At 58.0% G+C, this 21,731-nt stretch carries 13 protein-coding genes; 5 read left to right on the top strand and 8 right to left on the bottom strand.

The features are described from left to right. Positions 1-79 precede the first annotated feature (79 nt). Positions 80-1,528 (top strand): NADP-dependent isocitrate dehydrogenase, encoded by a 1,449-nt coding sequence (locus ABIZ35_RS14630; RefSeq protein WP_348220656.1) that lies wholly within the window; start codon positions 80-82, stop codon positions 1,526-1,528. 79 nt (positions 1,529-1,607) lie between these two features. On the opposite strand, the gene ABIZ35_RS14625 is transcribed toward ABIZ35_RS14630, so the two are convergent. Continuing rightward, positions 1,608-2,639, bottom strand: coding sequence for a hypothetical protein (locus ABIZ35_RS14625; protein ID WP_348220655.1), 1,032 nt, complete (start codon positions 2,637-2,639; stop codon positions 1,608-1,610). 148 nt (positions 2,640-2,787) lie between these two features. Between ABIZ35_RS14625 and ABIZ35_RS14620 the strand changes: the two genes are divergently transcribed. Continuing rightward, positions 2,788-3,834, top strand: coding sequence for an NADH:flavin oxidoreductase (locus tag ABIZ35_RS14620; protein ID WP_348220654.1), 1,047 nt, complete (start codon positions 2,788-2,790; stop codon positions 3,832-3,834). Between the two features lie 137 nt (positions 3,835-3,971). Here ABIZ35_RS14620 and ABIZ35_RS14615 read toward each other — a convergent pair whose 3' ends face one another. From ABIZ35_RS14615 to ABIZ35_RS14595, 5 genes are all read right to left on the bottom strand, one after another. Then, a complete protein-coding gene (locus ABIZ35_RS14615) occupies positions 3,972-4,958 on the bottom strand; it encodes a hypothetical protein (protein ID WP_348220653.1) in 987 nt (328 codons plus the stop codon). A 159-nt stretch (positions 4,959-5,117) separates the two neighbouring features. Continuing rightward, complete coding sequence (locus ABIZ35_RS14610; RefSeq protein WP_348220652.1) at positions 5,118-8,936, bottom strand: glycoside hydrolase family 2 TIM barrel-domain containing protein; 3,819 nt, start codon at positions 8,934-8,936, stop codon at positions 5,118-5,120. A gap of 148 nt (positions 8,937-9,084) precedes the next feature. Beyond that, complete coding sequence (locus tag ABIZ35_RS14605; protein WP_348220651.1) at positions 9,085-11,802, bottom strand: sugar-binding domain-containing protein; 2,718 nt, start codon at positions 11,800-11,802, stop codon at positions 9,085-9,087. A gap of 163 nt (positions 11,803-11,965) precedes the next feature. After that, on the bottom strand, positions 11,966-12,109 hold the full coding sequence (locus ABIZ35_RS14600) for a hypothetical protein (protein ID WP_348220650.1): 144 nt from the start codon (positions 12,107-12,109) through the stop codon (positions 11,966-11,968). 33 nt (positions 12,110-12,142) lie between these two features. Then, positions 12,143-14,365, bottom strand: coding sequence for a hypothetical protein (locus ABIZ35_RS14595; RefSeq protein WP_348220649.1), 2,223 nt, complete (start codon positions 14,363-14,365; stop codon positions 12,143-12,145). Positions 14,366-14,644: 279 nt separating this feature from the next. Here ABIZ35_RS14595 and ABIZ35_RS14590 point away from each other — a divergent pair, with 279 nt between their 5' ends. From ABIZ35_RS14590 to ABIZ35_RS14580, 3 genes are all read left to right on the top strand, one after another. Next, complete coding sequence (locus ABIZ35_RS14590) at positions 14,645-15,919, top strand: SGNH/GDSL hydrolase family protein (protein ID WP_348220648.1); 1,275 nt, start codon at positions 14,645-14,647, stop codon at positions 15,917-15,919. 125 nt (positions 15,920-16,044) lie between these two features. Further along, the gene (locus ABIZ35_RS14585) at positions 16,045-17,316 is read left to right on the top strand and encodes an SGNH/GDSL hydrolase family protein (protein WP_348220647.1); all 1,272 of its coding nucleotides are present in this window, start codon (positions 16,045-16,047) and stop codon (positions 17,314-17,316) included. 502 nt (positions 17,317-17,818) lie between these two features. Next, complete coding sequence (locus ABIZ35_RS14580; RefSeq protein ID WP_348220646.1) at positions 17,819-18,985, top strand: GntR family transcriptional regulator; 1,167 nt, start codon at positions 17,819-17,821, stop codon at positions 18,983-18,985. A 173-nt stretch (positions 18,986-19,158) separates the two neighbouring features. On the opposite strand, the gene ABIZ35_RS14575 is transcribed toward ABIZ35_RS14580, so the two are convergent. Both ABIZ35_RS14575 and ABIZ35_RS14570 read right to left on the bottom strand, forming a co-directional pair. After that, positions 19,159-20,028 carry a DUF1559 domain-containing protein gene (locus tag ABIZ35_RS14575; protein ID WP_348220662.1) on the bottom strand — a complete coding sequence of 290 codons (870 nt, stop codon included), beginning with the start codon at positions 20,026-20,028 and terminating at the stop codon, positions 19,159-19,161. A gap of 493 nt (positions 20,029-20,521) precedes the next feature. Next, positions 20,522-21,580, bottom strand: a complete 1,059-nt coding sequence (locus ABIZ35_RS14570; RefSeq protein ID WP_348220645.1) for a hypothetical protein — start codon at positions 21,578-21,580, stop codon at positions 20,522-20,524. Positions 21,581-21,731 lie beyond the last annotated feature (151 nt).

Here is a 21,731-nt window from a genome sequence, read left to right as displayed (position 1 = left end):
TCTTGCTATACTGTTGGGAGCCAAAACGGCGCTGCAAAGCCGCCTCCGCCATCTAAAATTTTCAACCCGAGGATATTCAATGTCTGAGAAAACTCCGATAACGGTCGCTAAAGGCGACGGGATTGGTCCTGAGATCATGGACGCCACCCTGCACATCCTGGAAGCGGCCGGTGCGCGTCTGGAGATCGAGGAAGTCGAGATCGGCGAGCAGGTTTACCTGCGCGGCAATCCGGCCGGTATCGAGCCGAGCGCGTGGGAATCCCTGCGCCGCACCAAGGTCTTTCTGAAGGCCCCGATCACCACGCCGCAGGGCGGCGGCTACAAGAGCCTGAACGTGACCGCGCGCACCATGCTGGGCCTCTTCGCCAATGTGCGTCCCTGCGTCTCCTACGCCCCGTTCATCAAGACGAAGCATCCGGTGATGGATGTGGTCATCGTCCGCGAGAACGAGGAAGACACCTACACGGGTATCGAGCACCGCCAGACCAACGATGTCGTGCAGTGCCTCAAGCTGATCTCCCGCCCCGGCTGCGAAAAGATCGTGCGCTACGCTTTCGAGTACGCGAAGTTTAATGGCCGTAAGAAAGTCACGTGTTTCTCCAAAGACAACATTATGAAGATGACCGACGGTCTCTTCCATAAGGTCTTTGACGAGATCGCGGTCGAGTATCCCGAGATCGAGAACGAGCACTGGATCGTCGACATCGGCGCCGCGAAGATGGCGGACACGCCCGAGAACTTCGACGTGATCGTCATGCCGAACCTCTACGGCGACATTCTTTCCGACGTCGCCGCGCAGATCGCCGGCTCCGTCGGCCTCGCCGGATCGGCGAATATCGGCGCGCAGGGCGCCATGTTCGAAGCGATCCACGGCTCCGCGCCGCGCCGAGCCGGACAGAACCTCGCCAACCCGTCGGGTCTGCTGCTGGGCGCCATCTTGATGCTGGTGCATATCGGCCAGGCCGACATCGCCGAAAAGGTCCACAACGCGTGGCTGCGCACCGTCGAAGACGGCGTCCACACCTACGACATCTTCAAGGAAGGCGTCTCCAAGGAAAAGGTCGGCACCCGTGAGTTCGCGGAGGCCGTCGTCGCGCGCCTCGGCCAGAAGCCCGAAACGCTCAAGGCTGTTTCCTACAACGCCGCCGCCGAACCGTTCAAGATCCCCGTCGCCAGCCCCTCGAAGATCGAGGAGAAAGTCGCCGTGGGCGTCGATGTGTTCCTGGACTACCGCGCCGGCACGCCCAACGAACTGGGCGACCAACTGGCCACCCTCGGCACGGACGCGCTGAAGCTCAGCGTCATCACCAACCGCGGCGCCCGCGTGTACCCCGGCGGCGTCTCCGAGACGTTCGTTGTGGACCACTACCGCGCCCGCTTCCTCGCGGCCGAAGGCGCCACGATCGACCATGCGGCGATCATCGCTCTGCTGACCAGCGTCACCGGCGGCGGTCTCGACGTCATCAAGACCGAGAACCTCTACACCTTCGACGGCCAGCCCGGCTTCCCGAATATCGGCCTCAAATAAGAGAGCCCGTCAAGCAGCAACAGCCGCCTCGCGATTGCGAGGCGGCTGTTTTATTTTGGTCAGCCGAAACAGATTGGCGCTATTTGTCTGATTTTGCAGCAGGCGCCGCATCTGCTTTTGTCTTGGCGGGTTCTGTCCATTGAATTGACTGCAGCACCGACTTGAAAATGCTATCGTAGCGTGGGTACTCGCCCTGCTTACATAAGCAAGTGAATTTGTAAACCTTGTCGTTGTGGATCAGCAGCTCAGTACGCATCCAGAGAGGCGTCGAAATGGATGGGAATTGGACAGGGGCGATAATGTACAATCCCTGGTTCGCTCCAATAGGCTCCAGGCCTTCACCTTCCAGCGTAAACCCGGGCAGTTCTTTTGCAAGTCCCGTGTTGATTTGATCACGAAAATCATAAACCTGCTCGATCGTGGCGCCGGCGGAAGTCGGCGAAACATGTATGCCGATGTTCGCCGCGAAGACAGCCGCCCCCTGCTCCACGAAACGCGCATCCTCGCCGCTAGATGCAGGCTTTATGGTCCAATCGGAGGGCGGAACGACCGTATAGCCGTCTGGACTGGTAAAAGTCCCGCCGTTCGAGGTCGCGAAGCTGAACGATTCCAGCGCATGATCGAATACGGGACGAAACTTCGCGAAGCTTGGGGATGGCGCGCCGCAAGTGACAACATAAATGAGATTATTGTGCACCGTAATTACCTGGCGCAGCTTCACGAGCCCCTTGCCTCCCACCCCGCTCTCGGTCGCAGCGAGAAATATCGCTCGTTCGCCGCCCAGTGTGGTCACTCCACGCGTGATTAGCTTGTATCCCGGCAGAGAGTTCTGGTATGTCGTCACCAGGATTTCCATCCCTCGGGAAAGAGCATCTTCCCCTTCTGGGAGCCCGACAACACGCCTGGAGATAACACTCAAGGTCGCAGGCTTCGGAGACCCTGGCTGTGTCCAAACAGATCCAAGATCTCCCTTAGTATCCTTCAATTTCCAGTGCGCCGGCGGATCGAGTGAAAACCCCTTCACACTGACAAAAGGAGCGGCGGACGCCGCAGTCGCCGCGAATATGGAGACGACGGCGCAGAGTGCTGCGACACGAACGAAGTAGTGCATGAAAATCCTTTGATGAACGATATGGAAGGAGTATACCTTGGGCAAAGTGAACGTCGTGATGATATCATCGAGAAGATTTATTCCGGAACCCTCACCCATCCTTACGCTGTTGCATCTTTAAGACAGCTACGCCAAGGATACCCACCCAATGTACGATAACCTATTTACGCCCTTTCCACTCGCCCATGGCGTCACGGCGCCCAATCGCATCGTGATGGGGCCGATGACATTGAACCAGGCGACGGAATCGGGACATATTACGCCGTGGATCGTTGAATGGTATCGACGGCGGGCAGCAGGCGGGATCGGCGCAATTGTTGGAGCCGCCGTGTTTGTGGCTCAGAACGGTCGTGGATGGCCGAACGCCGTTGGAATTGCGGATGACAGCTATACCGAAGGATGGCGGGAATGCGTGGAGGCGGCGCATGCGAACGGCGCTCTCTTTGGACCGCAGCTCTTTCATGGCGGCGCCTCCAGCCACGAGAGCTTACTGGGACATCAGCCGCTGTCGTCGTCCGAGTGGAAGCGCGGCGACTTTGATGCAGCGCGGGCGATGACTGAAGCGGAGATCGAGCAGGCCATTCAGGACTTTGCGGACGGCGCGCGGCGCAGCATTGAAGCTGGTTGTGACTTCGTGGAGCTGCACGGCGCGCACAGCTATCTGCTGCATCAGTTCTGGCGCGGCGATGTCAACCATCGCACGGACAAATGGGGTGAACTGACAGCGTTCCCCGCCGCCGTGACCAAAGCCGTGCGCGAGGCGATCGGCCCCGATGTTCCCCTGATCTATCGGTTCAGCGTTCACTCCGACGATCCCGCCGCTGCCGACAACCCGGTCACTCCAGACTCTCTTGCGGAATTTCTTCACGCGCTGGAAACTGCGGGCGTGGACGTGTGGGATATCAGCTGCTGGCATGAATCCCGGCGCGGTTACTTCGGCACGGACATCTGGCTTCCCGATTGGGTAAAGAAGTTTTCGGACAAGCCGCGTCTGGTCGCCGGCAATTTCCTCACGCCGGACAACGCCTCCGACTACGTCGCCACCGGCCACGCCGAAGCTGTCGCCCTCGCCCGCGCACTAATCAGCGACGCCGAGTGGGCCAGCAAGGCGCATCGAGGCGATGAAGACGCAATTCGTCCGTACGATCAGGCGCACTGGAAAGCCATCACGATGGGGATTGATCCGGGGGCGTAGGATTCGGCCCCCAGCCCCCAATCCTGGGGGAAGAGTTTCGCGTAGGCGTTTGTTGTTTCTTTTCCGGTAACCGGATAAGAGAAGGACTAAACCCGCGACAACTTCTTCCCCCAGGATTGGGGGCTGGGGGCCGAATCCTATTTCGCGTCCGTCCACTTCACCGATTGGATCATCGCTTTGAATGTCTCTTCATACTGCGCATGATCGGCGTCCGGACACAGCGCTGAAAATCGGTACAGCTTGGCGCCGTGCGGGACGAACTCCAGGCGCACCCGCAAAAGAGTGTCGATCTGCGGGTTCTTGAGCTGTGCGATGATAAACAAGGCCTTCTCACCCGCAATCGTCTCCACCCCATTCTCCAGCGGGACGTACTGCGCCTCCTTGGCGAGCCCGGCCTCGATCTGCGCGCGGTGCGCGGTCAGGTCGTCGATAGTCATCGGCGGCGAGACATCCGCGACATGCACGCCGAGGTTCGCCGGATACGCATGCACCCCTGGCTCCACAAAATGGATGTCTCCACCAATCACTTGCGGCAGCTGCGCCGTCCAGCCCGTGGCGGGCGTCAGTTGATAGCCTTTGTCGCTGCGATATGTGGGAAGCTCCACCGCTCCAAAACGGAAACTGGCGAGCAGCTTGCTAAACACCGGTTGGGCCTTGGCGAAGCTGGCGGCCGGGGCGGCGTATGTCACGGTGGCGCCAAGCCGCCCCCGGACCACGATCACCTGCCGGATCTTCCAAACCGCGCCTTTGGGCGTCAGGCGATAGGTGGCGCTGAGATACCAAGCCGGAACGCCGCTGAGCATCGTCTTACCGGTCGCCGCCAGCGTAAACCCACTCATCGTCTTCTTGAACGTCCCCAATACCCCGGCCGCCTCACGAGGCAATGCCTCGGAAGGCACGACAACTCCACTGAGCTTCTTCACAGACACCAGGATGCTGCCGTTCGGGGACTTTTGGGCGGAATCGCTCCAGCGGACTGAAAGCTGGTCGGGCGCTTCCCATAACGTCCAATGCGCGGGCGGCTCCAATGAAAATCCGTTGGGGTTTGTGTACGGTTGCGCATGGAGCGAAGCTCCGGCAAGCGTCAGAAGGGCGATGGAGGATGCGAAGACGCGGACGAACATAGGCGGGAGCTTCCTTTGAGAGTATGCCGACGGATCGCGTCATTGCGGTGTGGTGGGTTGATTATACCCGAGGAGATATGCAGGAAATGGCCCCTCCGCCCCAATTCTGGGGGACCAGAGAATTGGGACGAAGGGGCCACTTTAGCGCGAGAGGTGAGATTACTTCGCCGCCTCAGTCCCAATCTCCGCCAGCGATCCGAAGTTCTGGCCGGAGTGGTCGTTCACGATCACGAACTTCAGATACCGCGCGGTGCGCGGTGACGACAGCTTAATTCGCTGCCGGTCGGGCGTATCGGGCATGTTTCCTTTGGCGACGGGATTGCCCCAGTCGGTTCCGTTGTCGCTCAGATAAAGCTCGTAATCGCGGGGACGGCCGTTGCTGCCGTCGGGGCGCGGGGTGATCAGAACGGCGGCGATGGGCTGTGGATCCTTGAAATCCACCACCACCCAGTGCGGCGCGGGAGCTTGAGTTGGGCTATAGCGGCTATGCCAGATCGTGCCGGCGTCGCCGTCGAACAGGTGGGCGGGGTCGCCTTCGCCAGGCTCAAAGTCGCTGGCGGTGGCGGTCCACTTGGTGCGGACGACGATGGTTTCCAGCGGAAACTGCCCGGCGACGGATTGGCCGTTTGGCAGGGAGCTGCGGACCTGAAGAACAGTCGCCGATGTGATGGGGAGCGGCGCGATGTAATGGGTCCATGTTGCGCCGTCCAGAGAGTATTCAATCGCACCGCCGTCTCCCTTGAGGACAACCGAGCCGTTCGGAGCGACCTCGGCGAGAACGGGCTTCGGCCGGTCCTGCGGAACGCCCATGCGCGCCACCTTGGCTGGGTCCGATGCGGCGGGCATGAGGCGCAGCACATAGGAGAAAGCGGTCGGGTCAGACGAGACTCGGTACTGCGGCAGCGGGGTCGGACCGCAGCTGTTGGAGCCGACGCCGAGGGTCTTCGCCGCCAGGCACACAACGGTCGCGGTCCGCGCAGGCAGATCGACACGGTAGGGAACGTCCATCTGCTCGTCCGTGTATGGCAGCGCGGAGAACTGCATCGGGCCGCCGTCGGCGATCGCCATCAGGCTGGGGAAGTGTGCGCCACCGAGCATCAGCCAGCGGGCGTCCTCATGATTGCCGCAGTCCATGGGTTTGGAGTACGGGGTCATCTGGTCGACGACGGAGCTTGCGTAGCGGCCGATATCCGAGCCGCGCTTGCGGTCAGAGTAGTTCTCCATCGGACCACGCGCCAGATAATCCAGGGAATCCATGCTCTTATTCAGAAGCATTCGCACGCCGATCCGCGCCAGGGTGATCTTGCGTCCCTGTGGCGACACGGCGTTGTCCACGGTGATGTAACCATTGCCGTAGACGGTGTAGCTCGCGGTGTGCGTGACGGAGAAATCGTCTCCGGTGTAGTGCACGGTTGAGACGATGCGTACGGCGCCGGGCGCGACTTGTTTCGCCGTCATCCCGAGCACCCTGGTTTTCAGATGCTTTAATCCCGCCGACTCCCAGCCGCGCGCGGCCCAGTTGTCGTCGTTGCGGTGCTGCTGACGCCACAGATGCAGCTTCGGGCCGCCATCGGACGCGAGCAGTTCAACTCCCGCCATCTTGAAGCTGGACAGCGTTCCCGTCGTTCGATCGAAGTTCACAGCGAACCCATCGCCGGCGACGGCGATTTGGTCATCCGTGTCAGTCAGCTTCAGCGCTTCCAGAGTGTTCGCCGCCACCTGCGGCGCCGGCTCCTGCGCGGCGAGGATCGGGAACTGAGCGTTGGCGACTTCATAACCCGCCTTGGCCCACAGTTCGTTTTTCGCCAGCGCGAACGCGACATTCATCAGATAAGTTGCGCCGGGTTTGGGCGAGAGCTTCACCAGCGGCAATTGCAGCGTACCCTCGGCTCCGGGCTTGAGATTGACCGTCGGAAGCTTACCGCCGCCGATACGCGATCCGTCTTCGGTGATCGTCCAGGTCCCCACGAACTTGTTCAAGTTCGTGAAAGAGTACTTGTTCTTGATCTTGACCTTGCCGCCGGGCAGGTTCTCGGCCTCCATGCCGATCCACTGGTAGGCCCGCTTCAGCTCCGGAAAGTGCGGCTTGGGGGTGCGGTCTGAGAAAATGACGCCCTTGTGAATGAAGTACTGGTCGTTTGGCTTGTCGCCGAAGCCACCGCCGTAGGCCAGATATTGATGCTTGGGATCGCGGCGGTTCCAGAGACCCTGGTCCTCCCACTCCCAGATCGCGCCGCCCAGCAGCGAGGGGTACTTGTCAAACACGTCGTTGTAATCGCCGACGGAGCCCATGGAGTTGAACATCGCGTGGGCGTACTCGCAGAGATAAAACGGCTTGGTGTACGAAGGGTCTTTGGCAATCTGCTCCGTGGATTCCGGGTTTGTGTACATGTGGCTGTCGATGCCGGCGGGATTGTTTGCGCCGGCGCCGAAGGGTTCGTAATGGGTCGGCCGGGTCGGATCGATCGCCTTGATCGTCGCCAGCGCCGACCGGAAGTTCGAGCCGCCGCCGCACTCGTTGCCGAGCGACCAGATCACCACGGAGGGGTGGTTCTTCATGTTCTCGACATTGGCGACATTCCGGTCCACGATCGCCTTCTCATAGCGCGGCTCACGGTCCAGGACACCCATGTAGCCATGGCACTCAACATTCGCCTCGGCCACCAGATAGAGACCGTACTGATCGCACAATTCATACCAGCGCGGATCGTCGGTGTAGTGGCAGGTGCGGTCATGGTTACAGTTCGACTGCTTGAGCAGCTCGATGTCTCTGATCATGCTCGCTTCGGTCACATAGTGCCCGGTGTCCGGCCCGTTCTCGTGACGGTTCGCGCCCTTGAGTTTGATCGGCACGCCGTTGATCTCGAAAAGCCGCCCCTTGATCTCGATCTCCCGGAATCCCGTCTTCGAGGAGATAAGCTCCTGCGCGGCAGCGCCGCTTTGCAGCGCGATCACCGTGGTGTAAAGGTTCGGCGTTTCGGCGGTCCACTTCCGCGGGTTCGTGACGGGGATCGAAACCGAAACGTTCGCTTCGCCATTCGCCGCAATCGCGGGCATGGAGACGACGGCGCGCGCTCCCGGCACGGGCTTGCCGGCCGCATCATACAATGTGACAGCGACGGCGCGCGGCGCGGCCGGCGCGGATCCATAGTTATGAACCTTCGCAGCGACTTTCAGGGCCGCGTTTTTATACTGTGAATCCAGATCGGTGACGATTTTGAAATCGCGCAGATGCACCGTCGGCGCGGACCACAGCGTCACATTTCGGAAGATCCCAGAAAGCCGCCACATGTCCTGGTCTTCCAGGTATGAGCCTGAGCTGTATTGGTAAACTTCTACCGCCAGGGTGTTCGGCGCATTGCGATTGAGATACGGCGTGATGTTGAACTCCGCCGCGTTGCGGGAGTTCAGCGAGTAGCCGACCTTCTTGCCGTTGACCCAGAGATAAAAAGCCGAGTCCACTCCATCGAAGGTCAGAAAGACTTTACGGCCGTCCCACTGCGCCGGAACGCTGAACGTGCGACGGTAGCTGCCGACCGGGTTGCGTTCGTTGTACGCCGTCCAGTCCTTCGGCGGTTCGCCCATCACGCGCGGCCAATCAGGCTTAAAGGGATAAGTAAAGTTGGTGTAGATCGGCGTGCCATACCCCTGGATCTGCCAGTTTGACGGAACCGAGATGGTCTTCCAATGGCTGACATCGTATGTGGTCTTGTAGAAGTCCACCGGGCGAAACTCCGGCCGGCGCACCCAGTTGAACTTCCAATCCCCATTCAGCGAGCGCGCATAGCTCGACTGATGACGCTTGGCGACAAGCGCTTCTTTCAGATCGGCGTACGGCATGAGCGTGGCGTGCCAGGGCTCTTTATTGATCCCAAGGATTTGCTCGTTCTCGATCTCGGGAGGCAAGGGAGCGTCGGCCGCATACGCGGCGAGCGGACTGACCGCGCAGGCGGCCAGCAGTAAGAGGGTAGGCTTCATCGGTTGTCCTTGGAGTGGCTGTGCTGCTATTGCGAGTATTGACTTCGAAAGAGTTGAAATGTTTCGCAGATTGACGGCTGCACTAATATTGGGACCATTATATTATGAATGGAACCAATTGTCAAGAAAAACAAATTCTGGATCCATCTCACTCTTTCACATTCCACCCATCTACTTTCAGTTTCGTTCGCTGAGAGTCAATGGCTCCCGAATACTCAACACGGATCGTCCGAGTTTCCCCGGGTAAAAGCGAGATGAAGTTGTCGCTGTAGAAGGCCGGGCGAACCGGCTTGGCCGTGGCGGCGTCCTGCAAACGGACCCAGACCATAAAAGCGAGGCTCTTCGAGGGGTTGGCGATGCGCACGGTGTCCAAGTTCGCTCCAGAGGAGCGCGACGGAGTCACCGTTATGTTCAGCTTGACTTTGGGCAATGTGTTCAGGTCTTGGAAGCCTTCGTACTCGGGGCCGGTCAGAGTACGTCCAGGCGTATAGGCGTGATTGGACCGCCAGTAGAAGGTCTGGGCCACGGGCTTGCCCGTGGCGTCGGCGATGTCCAATCGAATGAAGTGGACAGGGGAGACATTCGCGGGAATATCGACTTTGAGAATGTCGTGCATGAGACGGTCAGCGGGCACATCAATTGGGACTGTTTTGCGATAGACTTCGGTCATATCAAGATTGAGGATGCGCGCCGTCAAGTGATAGCCTGGAAAGGCGCGGACGTATTCGTTGTTGACCGAGATAGTGTCCTTCAAGAAGTCGTATTGGGCGTGCAGCGGTTCGTGCGCATTCTGACTGAAGTAGAGCGCCGCCGTCGGTTCCAGCGACCAGTCCCACATACGCCCGCAGACCTGACGATTGGGGCTGTTCAGATACCAGAAGAGAAGTCCCGTCGAGAAGCGATCGCCATATTCAAATCGGTTCGCGTTCCAGTTCTCCCAGATCGCCCGGTACGACAGCGCGCCGAACATTTGCGACTTCCACGCGTAATCCTCAATGCTGTCGCTCGGGCCATACTGCTCGACGGCGCGTTTGTAATCCGTCGTCATCAGATGAAAGCCGCCGCCGTCCAAATAATCCCACACGGTCTTATTGATGGGCCAGAGATCTTTGGGGGCCATCATTTCGCGCAGGCTATCGATGGTCGGCAGGATCGGCGCACCATACTCGGGGCAGAATCCGTTGATCCGGCTTCCACGCGGCGATCCCGTATCTTCGTAGTAGAACATCGGGTTGACGGATTGGTAAGGGCTGCCGTCGTGAATTCCATCGGTCTCAGATCCAGACTGCCATCCGTGCGTATCGTCCAGCGTGTCCAGAATGTCTTTGATCGGAACGATACTCGTCGCGTTGCGCTCGTTGGCGGAGACATAATACGCAAGGCTCGCATGGTTCCGGATGCGCTCGACAGTGTCCGTCACGTTCGCCCTGTAAAGCTCCTTGTCTATGGGAAGCTGCGTATCACCCGACTGCCAGAACTCGGTCCAGACCAAAATGCCAAGCTGGTCGCAGAGATCGAAGAACTGATCGGATTCAGTAACGCCTCCCGCCCAAAAGCGCAGAAGGTTCACGCCGGCCTGCCGCGTGTAGCGCAGTTCGGCGGCGGTTCTCTCTTCGGAGCCCCGGCACATGGCCTCGGGAATCCAGTTGGCGCCGTGCATAAAAATCCGCTTGCCGTTGACGTAGAAGACGCGGCTCTTGTCCGGCGTATTCTGATCGCTATGGACCTCGCGTACGCCGAAGCGCGTTTCCAAATGATCCGAAATCTTGCCTCCGACCTTCACTTCCAGACTGAGATTGTAAAGATATTGCTCACCCTTATTGAACGGCCACCAGAGACGCGGCTTTTGCAACGTCAGCGCGCCGAACTCCTCCGGCGTCAGCCTCACCACACGCGTCTCCCCGGCTTGCAGTGTCACGCGCTTCTCCACGGACACTTTGGCCTGTTTCACGGCCGCCGACAGCACACCGTCCTGCACGTGATCCGTCGCGTTGACCATCTCCACCGAGATTTGCTCGCGCGACGTGTCTGTGCTCGGCAGTGGCAGGGTCGTCTTGACAAAGGGATTACGCAGAGCAATCGCCCGCGTCGAGAACAATTTGACGTCGCGCCAGATGCCCGTGTTGCGATCCCGAACGCCATCGGGGAATGTGAAGTCCCAGCCGGCGGTCATCAGCATGGTCGTATACTGGCCGATCGTTCCATCGGCGCCATTGCGGTTCTCCCCGGCGGCGCGAGGCTTGTCGCTTTTGGCCCGAAATCCATTGGGCGTGTCGATGGGCCTCACCAGCACCGCCAGCGCGTTCATCCCGCCGGGCCTAACGGCGTCCGTGACATCGAACACGTCACGCTGGAACATCCCCGCCATTGTCCCAATCGAATGGCCGTTCAGCCAGATTTCCGCCCGGTAATTGATCCCATCGAACTGCATCCACACGCGCCGTCCTTGATAAGACGCGGGCGCGGCAAACTCCCTCCGGAACCAGTAGGTGTAAAACGGCGTGCCCGCCTCGGAAATATCGGGGATCAGTTTTTGCTCGTGCGCGTTGTTCAGCCCATAATACGGCTCGGGATAAACGCCATTCGCGACCAGGCTATTCAGCACCGTCCCCGGTACGATCGCCTTCGCCCATGCCTGCGTTGCGAAGCCAGGCTGCGAGATTTGGGCGCCATCCGCCTGCGCCTTGTCGACCTGAACCATGCGCCACTGGCCAGGGCTATTTGGGGAGGACTGCGAAGCGAGAGAGATGACTGGACGCTCAGGATAAGCACCGTATATGTCGGGCTTGGGGGCCGCGTGGGAGGCGGTTCCTGTTACCAAGAAAATCAGCGAGCAGCACAGACGAAGCTTGTCGAAAATCGTCAATTTCTATTCTCTTTCGATGTCATCGGGATTCGGCCCCCAAAGGGGTAAGCGCCCATTGTCGTCTACGTGGCAAATCCATCACGTAATCGATTTTATGGTTACACCCCTTGTGGGGGACGGGGGGCATCTGCTCCTCCCCAGGATTGGGGGCAGGGGGCCGAATCTACAACTTCACCGGCTCCAGTTTCGGATTGATCGAGTGCACCACCAGCAGCGCCCAGATGGTCCACCGACAGCGCCCGATGGGGGCGCCGCAGTCGGAGGAAGCGCTCCGCGCGCCGGGAGCGTTCAGCTTGATGGACATCATTGTTCCTCGCGTCGACGCAAACAGCCGCAGTTCCTATTTTGTAAACGTTACTGTCACAAGATGGACCGGATCGCCATCTTGTTTTTCGAGACGCACATCCGTGGCGGGATTGATCACCGTGGTAAAGAGGCCGGTGGCTGCATCGTATGAGATCGGCGACGCGGAGCCGTTCGCCGCCGTGACAGTGGGAGCGAACGCAGCGTATCCCTGCAAGGTCACGGACTGCTCGCCCGGCGCCATCGCCACGGTGACGGTCAGGCGGCCATTCTCATCCTTGATCGAAGGAAGCCGACGGCGGCCGGTCGGGACGATCTTCCCGGCGTCCCCTAAAAGCGCGATTCCCGAACGCCCGATGGGCGCGATCACATAGGTCGCCCAGCGAGGCTCTCCAAGAGTGTCCGTGTAGGTTTCGGAAGCTTTGAGGCGCTTGCCGGCTTTGTCGATCGTATTGTAAAGATAGACGTCGCCCTTCGCCCCAAGCTCAGCAGGCGTAAACGTCACATCCGGCGCATCGCCGTTTCGCGTATAAGCAAAGGCGTAATTCGTGCGCACACCGTTGTCCGTGTAGGTCGTGGCGACCAGAGGATGATGTTCGCCGCGCGCATCGGAGAGAATGGACGAGTCGATGGGCGTGAGCGGAGCGTCGGGTTTGACGATCGCGCCGTCAGCGCGCACGGATGTCAGAATGTTCTCACGCGATTCTTTGGCGATCAGATCCCCCACCCCGACCGGGCCGGCGGACATCGTGGCGAGCGTCAGGTTGCCCATCTCCGTGCTCATAAACACGTCGGCCCAGGGACGCATGCGCAGGGAATCCGCGAGCATCGATGTGTAGAGGAACTTATTCCACTTGCCGCGCTCAAATCGATCCTCGGAGGTGCGGATGGTCGTCAAGTTCGGGTAGTTCGAGCCCTGCATAAAGAAACGCGGGGTCGCCATGCAGTACTGCAGCGTCATGCTGTTCTCTTTGGCGGACCGGGCCATGTTATCCGCAAAGGCCGGCCCGGCTTCCAGCGTGCTGGCCATCTCCGGTGAATTATTGTAAATCTCGTTCAGCCAGTCCTGTTCGTAGCAAATGACGCCGTTCTCCTTGAGATACGACATCCGGTCGTCCCACCAGCGGGGATCGACCGCCGCCACTCCCGAAATCTTGTACGCTTTCGTATAGGAGCTGCTCGGATCGATCCATCGGGCGTGAACCGTCAGAGGCAGACCAAGCTCCTTGCGGAACGCTGAGAGGCCGTTCGGGAATAGCTCCGGGGCGGCGGTATAGTCCATCGTTCCGCCGTAAGCGTTCCATGTGCCTTCCGGAAGATTGGCGTTCTTCGTCTTTCCAAGCTCTCCGCTGGGCGAATATTTGGATTTCTGATACCACCAGCTGTCGAGCTGCAAATAGTGAATGGGCACGACGGCTTCTTGATAGTGCTGATTGACGGCGAGCAGCGTCCCTGTATAGCCCTTGTCACGATCGTAATTGTAGTAGTAATTCGCGCCATTATCGGTCCAGTAACCGAAATAGCGGTTCATCAGGTCATCGTTTTCCGTCGGTTTGGGTTTGCCGCTCCAGTCGGTCAGAGCGTCGCCCCAGACGTGCGTGGTCTGGTTCACTCCTTGTCCGACTACGAAGATGGTGCGATGCGTAAAACCGGCGGGAACGCTGGAAAGCTTCGGATTTAGCCCGCTGGCGAGCGACACCTTGCCGTCGCCATGCATCTGAGACACGATGAAATCCGACGCCGATGATAGCACGGCGGTGTGCGCCTTGTCGTCGAACAAGATCCACGGGGTAGCGTTGTTTGCCCAGCGGAATGTCGGAGGGCTAAAGACTCCGTCTTCAAAGCTGAGATTATGCAAGGCTTGCGGGAAGGTCGTGAAGTTTGGGAAATCCGGCGTCGGGCCGTTCGCCCCGTCCGGCGCGCCAACGGCGAACGCCATCAGCGGGCGGCTCGCATAGCTGCGGATGCTTCCCGACCATTTGGTCGCCGAGCCCCACCGGAATGTGACTTCCTGATAGGCGCCCCACTTGTCCCGCCCTTTGCCCGTCGCGACCTGGGACAACCGCTCACCGACTGTCCCGCCAAAGGTCCAGCCTTGTTTGGAAGCGCCAACGGTGTAAGCGCCGGTCGACTCGTCGACGGAAACAGTCAGCCCCGCAGCGCTCGGCGCAAGCGCCGCAGCCCCTGCGGAAGCGGAGGAGTTGGCGAGACAGGACGTCACGATCAGTAAGGGAAAGACAGAAATTTGCTTGTGCTTCATTGCTCGTATTCTCTCATTTAACGCTGGCGTGGGCCAAAGCGGGAATTGGTGTCGAAAAATAACGATTTGGTTCCATCGTGCGAGATTATGCTCTCATTTCTGTCGTTCACTCTAACAGAAGTCGGCCATATTGTCAAGACGCCTCGAACCAAAACTTCAAATTAATCCCCCAAACAGTTCATTTGGGGCATTCCAAGCACCGCAGGGATTGTTCTCAGGTGTTCATACAAAATATGATATAATAAAACAATCATTAAGTGAGAAGGTTCTGCATTCCGAATGAAAATTGCAATTCGTCTCCTGACGACTCTTGCGGCGGCTCTCAGCGTCCTGGGAGCCGCGCACGCCGCCTCCCCGCCATTTTATCTTCACGACGGCGACCGTGTGGTCATGTACGGCGACAGCATTACAGAAATGCGTCTGTATACTCTCTATACGGAGGAGTTTGTAACGACCCGGTTTCCGAGGCTTAAGATCGATTGGGCCAACGCAGGCTGGGGTGGAGACCGTGTGATCGGTGGCCTCGGCGGCACGGCCGATGTGCGCGTTCAGCGCGATGTCCTACCTTACCGGCCGACGGTGGTGACGATGATGTTCGGCATGAATGATGGGCGCTATTCGCCGCTCGATCAGCAAGCGTACAGTACCTATACGACCGGCTACGCCCATATCGTCGATACGATCAAAAAGGGCGCTCCAGGCGTGCGTTTCACGTTCATTCAGCCCTCGCCCTATGATGAAATCACACAGCCACTCAAGTTTGCCGGCGGCTACAACTCCGTCCTGCTGCGCTTCGGCGCGTTTGTCAAAGACTTTAGCTCCCAGAATAGCCAGACCGTAACGGATTTCAATACTCCGGTCGTGACACTGCTGCAAAAAGCCCGGGCGACGGATCCTGCGATATCGCCATGGATCGTTCGGGATCGTATTCACCCAAGCCCCGGCGCACATCTCCTGATGGCGGAGGCGCTGCTGAAATCCTGGAACGCGCCCGGCGTCGTCTCATCCATTGTGATCGACGCAGCAAATAAGTCGATCGTCTCTACCGAGAATACGACTGCGGCGAAGCTGTCGGTGAGCAGCGCAGTCACCTGGGATCAAACGGATAATGCGCTGCCAATGCCATTTGATCTGATTGACCCCACGACCGTCTTTGCTCTCAGCAATTCCGACTTCGTCGGGGCCATGAATCGGCAGACGATGCAAGTCACCCGATTGACGTCGGCGAACTACATTCTCAAGATTGACGGCAAGCCTGTGGGAACGTTTACTCGTGAGCAGCTTGGACGCGGCGTCAATCTCGCCTCGCTCGAAACGCCGATGGTGGTTCAGGCCAGACGAGTGACGCAGCTCACGGAGTACCACAGCAATCTCCAGTTTGAACGCTGGCGCTCGATCCAGATCCCTCTGGCCACGGAGCCCGATCCTGACGTACAAACTGCAACTAAGGAGCTGATCTGGACCCTCAATCTTCGGGAATCCGCTATCGTCGCCAGTATGCACGCCGCCGCTTTGCCAACCATCCATCATTTTTCGCTGACGCCCACGGCCTAATGCGTCCGGCTCAAAGAAAGCCGAGATCGGTCCTTGCCGGGAACAATTGGCGCGTATTCCCCGCTATTAATACGAGTAATGTGGAATGATAAAGCATTCGTACTCTCGAAAGGACCAGATCTCGAATGAAAATAGCTTTCGCCGCACTCGCCGGCCTCGCGGCGGTGATCGGCGCGTCCGGAGCCGCGCACGCCGCCGCGCCATTCTATCTGCATGACGGAGACCGGGTTGTGATGTACGGCGACAGCATCACGGACCAGCGGCTGTACACACTGTATACCGAGGAGTTCGTGACGACGCGGTTTCCAAAGCTGAAGATCGATTGGATCAATGCGGGATGGAGCGGAGACCGAGTGATCGGCGGAGGCGGGGGAACGGCGGACGTGCGCGTTCAGCGCGACGTGCTTGCGTACAAGCCAACCGTAGTCACGATCATGCTTGGGATGAACGACGGTTTTTACAAAGCATTTGATCAAAGAGCTTACGATATGTACACCACCGGCTATGGACACATCGTCGATACGATCAAAGCGGGCGATCCCGGCGTTCGGTTCACGTTTATTCAGCCGTCTCCGTACGACGACGTCACCCGTCCAGTCACATTCGACGGCGGATACAACTCCGTGCTGCTGCGCTTCTCGGATTACATCAAGGATCTGGGGGCTAAGGAAAAACAGACGGTGACAGACTTCAACACTCCCATGGCGGCCATGCTGACGAAGGCGAAGACAACGGACACTGCGCTGGCCCAGCGCATCATTCCGGATCGCGTTCACCCCGGCCCCGGCGGACACTTCGTCATGGCGGAAGCGCTGCTGAAAACATGGAATGCGCCCGGAGTCGTGTCGTCCGTCACGATCGACGCTGGGAAGAAGTCCGTGGAACACTCAGAGAATACAACCGTGGCCAAGCTCGCTGTGACCGACACGATTGCCTGGGATCAGACGGACAACGCGCTGCCGATGCCTCTTGACCTCCGAGACCCAACCACCGCCCTGGCCATCAACTCTTCCGATTTCGTCAGCGCGCTCAATCAGCAAACGCTGATGGTATCGGGCGCGCCGGCGGCCAAGTACGAGCTGAAAATCGATGACAAGTCCGTCGGGTCATTCACGAAGGAACAGCTCGCCTCCGGCGTCAATCTCGCCACGCTCACCACGCCGATGTCGACCCAGGCCCTGCGCGTCGCGGGTCTCGCAAAAAGCCACAGCGACATACAGAATCGCCGCTGGCGCTCCGTTCAGGTCCCCATGGCCGACGAGAAAGACGCCGATCTGCGAAAGCCGACGGACGACCTCATCACCGCCCTCAACACACGCGAGGCCTCCATTGTCGCCAGCATGCGCGCCATGGCGCAGCCCACGCCGCACCACTTCACGCTGACGCCCGCGCCTTAGGCGCGATCCTTGCCTCTGTTACCATGAATAGGCCGCGCCCAACACGACGGGCGCGGCCTTTGCGTCGCATGGGACAATTTCTAAATCCCAGCAAATCACGCTGGACAAGACCATCGACATGACGACGTGAACCGCCCAAGAATCATCTTCGGAAACGAAAAAATATTCAAGGCCGACAACCGAGGGATTTGAGGTAAAATATTTCAACAGACATGTAAAGCAATCAACCACCCACTCAAGGAAGAAGAATATTTCATGCGAATTTTCGGCATGTAAGCGGTTACATATAAATTATCGCAGCGTTTCTTCCCGGAATCGATATCTAGGATCGATCGCCTCCCTCATCGTGCTGAAACTTGCGGTAAGTATCAGTAAGTTCTTAGTAAACCTTGACGCAAGTGTAACAAAATGATATACTCAATTCAAGAGTCCAAGTGCACAATTGTTCCTAAATCGGACCAAAGCAAACAACAATCGGTTCCTGTCCACAGCTGAGCTTATCATGACAACAACCCTTCATCCCGCCAAACCTACCGCGAAGATCCAAATGCGCGATGTGGAAAGCCTCGTTCGCGAGCGGATCGAATCTGGAAAGTATGAGGCCGGCGGCCGCCTGCCCTCGGAGCGCGAGCTTTGTGAAGAGCTCAAGGTGCATCGCCGCGTCGTCCGGTCCGCCATCCAGGTCCTGGAGCGAGAGGGCCTGGTGATTCGCCAGCCGAACTGCCGCGCGACGGTGCGCAGCCTCAATTCCCAGGACACACCGCATCCAACGCAGAATTCAGGGCCAAAATTGCAGCTGTCACGGTTTGTGGCGCTGATGATGTGGCATGGCGATCCCCAAGAAGAAGGCGGCACAGGGCAGCAGCGCATCTTCTGGGGAATGAACCAAACGCTTGGACAAGCTGGATACCACACGGTGTTCCTGGACCTCGTGGAGATGATCGGGACGGAAAACGAGCACGCGGACCGGGAAGCCACGCATTTGCAGTACGCTTTGGACCAGGGGTTCGGCGGAATTGTCTTCTATTGCTACAGCTACTATTCAAACCGCGAGTTGCTGCGCAAGGTGGCGAAGAAGATCCCTCTCGTCCTCATCGACCGCTCCCTGCCTGGCGTGGAGGCGGACTTTGTCGGCGTGACCAATCGCCAAGGAATGTACGAGGCGACCAATTACCTGATCGGCCTCGGCCACCAGCGAATCGCTTACGTGACGCGCAGCGAGCCGGTCAACACGGTGCAGGACCGCCTCCAGGGATATTTGTCCGCCCTACTGGAGAACTTCGATCCTGGATATTATGAGATGGTCATCTCAGTGCCATCCACCGACAACGCCGCCTGGCCGGCTCTCGATGCGATCCTGCAATCGCCGCCGGAACTGCGCCCCACGGCGATGGTCTGTGTGAACGACTTCGAAGCATTTCGCATGGCGGAGCGCCTAGCGCAGGCTGGTCTTCGCGTTCCCGAAGACATCTCCATCATCGGCTGCGATAATGTTATCACCAAGCTTCCCAATGGACTTGGCCTGACAACCACCGCCCAGCCCTTCGAAGAGATCGGGATCGAAGCCGCCAAACTATTCCTGCGCCGCACAGGAGACCGCAAGGCCGAGATGACGCAAGTGGAATGCCCCACCCGCCTCATCGTCCGCGAAAGCTGCCGCGCGATCTAGAGAACTCTTCACTCTAGCTATAAATATACAAAATCGCCGTCTCAAGATTAAGAGACGGCGATTTTTATTAGATACCGTACTCTATTGAGGGATGTGTAGAAAAGAGAAAGCGGAGCAGCCATAAGGCCGCTCCGCTTTCTCTCGTTTAGTACTACTCGGTTAAGCGATCAGATTTAGCCGGGCGAAGCATTCTCGAGAGCCTGCATCGCCGCCGTCTGAGTGGGATCTGGATTGTCACCGTTCACATCACCATTGGTACACGCAGTTGGATACTGTGTATTCGTGATCGAGCCGTTCATACATCCCCACATGTTGGGCTGGCCGTTAACACCAGTGGTGTTGACGGGACGCATTGCACGAGCATGGCCATCAGTGAACAAGAAGTTGCACTGCTTAGTATGCGGGACATATAGTTCACAGCGATAGCTGTACTGAGCGCTCGGATTGTTCTGGTCCCAGTCAGTCCATCCCATACCGTCCTGGTTGGCCGGAGGCTGGTTGCATCCCGGTGTATTACTGCCGTTATTGCTGCCATAGCGCTCTGCTAAGAGGATTTTGCTGGCAGGTGCGTTGATGCTTGCTTGCGACAGTGCGTGTCCACCATTCAACTCGAATGCGCCAATAAAATTGCTCATACCATAGGAAGCAGGGATCGCCTGGGAACCCGGCTGCCAGTTCGTTTGTCCCATCCAAGTGGGGTTCGGCTGCGCGGTCCAATGATTAACGGAATCGAACTTACCCGCATCCGGATTGTCGGGACACTTGTAGACATTCGTGGATTTCACATAAGGATAGATGACCTGAGCCCAGTTGTCACGGTCAGGAGGGCAATTCGAACGCGGGAAGGACTCGTCGCTGTCCTGCGTGTATTGCATCATGCCCAAACCCAGCTGCTTCAGGTTACTCAAACAGCTGATCTGGCGGGCCTTTTCGCGCGCCTTGGCGAAAACGGGGAACAGAATGGCGGCCAGAATCGCGATAATGGCGATGACGACGAGAAGTTCGATCAAAGTAAAACCGAGCTTAGTATTTCTTTGCATAATAATAGGATACTCCAGAAAACGCGATGCGTTGCATTAACGAAAAGAAGAGAGCGGATAGTTAGGATTGCAGTGCTCTCGTTAGTATATTATAAGACCATTCTTGCAGATTGTCAAGGAATTTTGAACAAAACGCTGGAAATATATTATATTGGAAGCAAACCTACCATGTACAAAACTTTTGACACCCCGTACAAAACCCTGTAAATTGTACAGAGGTAATCTTAAAGACCGGCGGCCTCGCCTGCGGCGTCCGTGACGCACGGCGGTATCATTGCACAGCCAGTGTCCATGCGGGCTTTTCTCCTTTCCAAATCATTGCTTTTCAGAGCCTACCTGGCTCGCTGTTGTGATATTCTTCCACACATTTGGCGATTCAGAAACAACAATCGTGAGCAAAACAAGAAAACCCGCGTTAATACTTAATTAACGCGGGCGTGTACTAAAAGAAAGATCAGCTGTGGCCGTCCCTATGCCCTCTCTGGACTTTCGGGCGTTAGTATGCTGCGGTGGGAGTGGACATTCTCTCAAGCTCCGCGAGGACGACTTCTCGTTCGCCAAGCGTGGCGAAGCTGAGGATCGCCGTCTTTGTGCTGCTGTTCACTCCGTCTTCATAACGGAACCGGACTGCGGGAGCGGCGCCGCCGCCCAGATAAAACGTACCGCGAGTCAAGTTCTGGACGCTTGCGGGAGAAATGGCGACAAGCCAAACGCCGGAGCGGTTGTTGGTTCGGATTCCAAAAAACCGGGAGGAGGCGTCAATATTCGACAGCAACGCAAAATGACCGTTTTCCAGCATCGTGGGATGGGTAGGCACATTCAAAAACCGCTTGCGATCATGCATTTCGAGCGCGAACTCTCCGGTCACCCGGATCATGCTCGGCAGGCTCACCCCGGACAGATCCAAAGAAGAGAAGCCAGAGTTGGGCTTCACTTGAAAGATCACATATTGCCGCAGAAACGACACGAGGAAGGCCAGAAAGAGCGCGCCGCTCACAACAAGCGTTACCGCCCATACCGCCGGCTCTGGAGGGGAGGCGCCGGCGTTCAGCATATCCGCAGAATCCACCGTCAGCCCTTCTTTTTTGAAGTTTTCCTTCGCAATCTCCGGAGCGAGATGGTCGTCGACGGAAACCCAAGTCCCCGTCAAAGTCGCCAGCCGGGGCTTCTTTTCATCGTAATATTCATTAGGAACCTCGACAAAAACCCCTTCGGCCGTATTGGGCTGGGTCATGAGCATCCAGGTGTTTTCGACTTGAAAGTTCCCACTCGATCTTTTCTTCCCGTATTGATAAGCGATGTCCGGCTCCAATTCGCCGCTGACAGTCACGTACTTATCCTTCATTGTGGGGTTGGTCAGAAGTTCATGAACGCTCGTCTTGATCGGCGTGTGGTTCATGGTCATGCCCTGCTGTATACAGGCAAGTGATGTCATGGACAAAGCCGCCAATCCGAACATGGCGATCCAGTTCCAAGGAATGAGATTGATGCGGTGGCGGCTCAAGCTCTCGTTCCATCCCGCGATCAGCCCTAAAAAGCGATAAACGAACTCCATAAACTTTCCCTTTCGCAGCACACACTTGCATATCTCTAAGGCGGCGCGCTTCTACATTGTACCGCAGGTTATCTCCTATGACGATGATACTCGCGGGGCCACGGCGAATCCGGAAATGAAAAAACGCCTGAGTCCATGAATTTGGACACAG

The sequence above is a fragment of the Capsulimonas sp. genome (assembly GCF_039929585.1).
Classification (GTDB): domain Bacteria; phylum Armatimonadota; class Armatimonadia; order Armatimonadales; family Capsulimonadaceae; genus Capsulimonas.
The sequence above is the reverse complement of the archived record's forward strand: the minus strand, read 5'-3'. Positions and strand labels throughout refer to the sequence as shown.